Origin of the sequence: Acidovorax sp. HMWF018 (genome assembly GCF_003061035.1) — a bacterium.
GTDB classification, from domain to species: Bacteria; Pseudomonadota; Gammaproteobacteria; order Burkholderiales; family Burkholderiaceae_C; genus Acidovorax; species Acidovorax delafieldii.
On sequence record NZ_QAIM01000061.1, the window covers coordinates 1 to 2,147 of the forward strand.

General features: G+C 69.0%; 2 protein-coding genes. Both read left to right on the top strand.

From position 1 onward, the window contains the following. The coding region (locus tag DBR23_RS02205) for an aminoglycoside phosphotransferase family protein (RefSeq protein ID WP_233250233.1) at positions 1 to 1,079 on the top strand (1,079 nt) is incomplete at its 5' end. A gap of 99 nt (positions 1,080 to 1,178) precedes the next feature. Next, the gene (locus DBR23_RS02210) at positions 1,179 to 1,943 is read left to right on the top strand and encodes a 16S rRNA (uracil(1498)-N(3))-methyltransferase (protein ID WP_108497170.1); all 765 of its coding nucleotides are present in this window, start codon (positions 1,179 to 1,181) and stop codon (positions 1,941 to 1,943) included. The last annotated feature ends 204 nt before the right edge of the window (positions 1,944 to 2,147 follow it).

Below are 2,147 nucleotides of genomic sequence, written 5' to 3' on the forward strand. Positions count from 1 at the left end.
CCTCCACCCCTGTCAGCTGGCCTGATGCAGCCCGCCGCGCGGCCTTCGAAGCCTGGTTGGCGCCTCTCGTGGGCCCCCACCAGCTGCTGCCTGCCACGCTGCGCCCCGCCTCGGCCGATGCCAGCTTCCGCCGCTACCTGCGCATCGACACAGCCACGGGCGCCAGCCGCATCGTCATGGACGCGCCGCCCGACAAGGAAAACTGCCAGCCGTTTGTGCAGGTGCAGGGCCTGATGGCCGCCGCCGGGCTGAACGTGCCGCAGATCCTGGCGTTTGATACGCCCACCGGTTTCATGCTGCTGTCCGACCTGGGCCACCAGACGGTGATCGAGCGGCTGAACCCCGAAAAACCCCAGGACGCCTACGCCTGGTACCAGCAGGCCACCGATGTGCTGCTGCAGTGGCAAAAGGCGTCCACCCCCGGTGTGCTGCCCGCCTACGACGAGGCGTTGCTGCGCCGCGAGCTGGCGCTGTTCCCCGACTGGTACCTCGCCCAGCACCGCAGCGTCACGCTGGATGACAAGCAACAGGCCACCTTGAGCAGCGCCTTTGACGCCATCGTGGCGCACAACCTGGCCGCCCCGCAGGTGTATGTGCACCGCGACTTCATGACCCGCAACCTGATGGCACCTGCCGCACAGGGCGCCCCCTTGGGCGTGCTGGATTTCCAGGACGCGGTCTACGGCCCCATCACTTATGACATTGCCAGCCTGCTGCGCGATGCGTTCATCAGCTGGGAAGAAGAATTCGTCATCGACATTACCGTGCGTTACTGGGAAAAGGCGCGCAAGGCCGGACTGCTGGGCGCCACCAGCGCCAGCGGCTGGGGCGATGACTTTGGCGAGTTCTACCGCGCGGTGGAGTGGATGGGCCTGCAGCGGCACCTCAAGGTCGCGGGCATTTTTGCGCGCCTGACCTTGCGCGACGGCAAGCCCAAGTACCTGGCCGATGCGCCCCGCTTCATCGCCTACATCCGCGCCACCGCCAACCGCTACCGCCAGCTGGGGCCCCTGCTCAAGATGCTGGACCAGATCGAAGGCACCGAGCCCGTGGTGGGCTTTGCGTACGGCCGGATGTAGCCCTGGCCGCCTGCACGCACGGCACACCCCCATAAATCAAGTAAAAACCGGCTCAAGCGCAGACAAATCATGCGCTAGCAGCTATTACAAAGATAGCAAATGCCCCGTTTCCATTGCCCGGCCGCCCTGGTCACCGGCGCCGAGCTGGACCTGCCCCCGGGCGCTGCACGCCATGTGCAGGTGCTGCGCCTGCAGCCTGGTGACAGCATCACGCTGTTCCACGGCGGCCAGAGCGCGGCCGACCCGGGCGGCGAGTTCGATGCCACCGTGGTCAAGATGGGCCGCAGCGATGTGCGCGTGCTGGTGGGGGCGCACCACGCCATCGAGCGCGAGGCGCCCCGCGCCGTGCACCTGCTGGCGGGTATCACCGCCAACGAGCGCATGGACTGGCTGGTCGAGAAAGCCACCGAACTGGGCGTGGCCAGCATCACCCCGCTGGTGGCCGAGCGCAGCGTGCTCAAGCTCAAGGGCGAGCGCGCCGACAAGAAGATCGCCCACTGGCAGGCCGTGGCCGTGGCCGCCTGCGAGCAGTGCGGCCGCAACCGCGTACCGGTGGTGCACGCCGCCATCGACCTGGCGGGGTGGCTGCGTTCACCAGGGCAGGGCCTGACATCTCCCGAGACACGGGACACTCCCCAGCGCCTGCTGCTGTCGCTGCGGGCCGGTACCGTGCCGCTGCGCGAGGCCACGGGCAGCGCGGATGGCCAGCGCCCCGTGCTGTTCCTCTCGGGTCCCGAGGGCGGGCTGAGCGCTGCGGAAGAAGACCTGGCGCTGCACCACGGCTTCGCCCCCGTCACGCTGGGCCCGCGTGTGCTGCGTGCCGAGACGGCCCCGCTGGCCGCCTTGGCCGCGCTCACGCTGTAGCGCGACACCCCGCGCGCAGGTCGGGCTCGCCACGCGGTCCCGAGGCCCGGTCAAGGCCAGGACAAGGCCTGGGGGGCTATACGCACGGCACTACCTCACCGTAAAATCTCCGACCAGCCGGTAACCCAGGATCACACGGGTTTCGGGCCATCCCGCCCGCGCGCCGCGCGGCCCTCCCTCCTGGCCTTGACCGGGCCTCGGGAC

What these genes read in the sequence shown, in the direction of transcription:
- DBR23_RS02210 (WP_108497170.1), top strand. Translation starts at nt 1,179, where the DNA reads ATGCCCCGTTTCCATTGCCCGGCCGCCCTGGTCACCGGCGCCGAGCTG.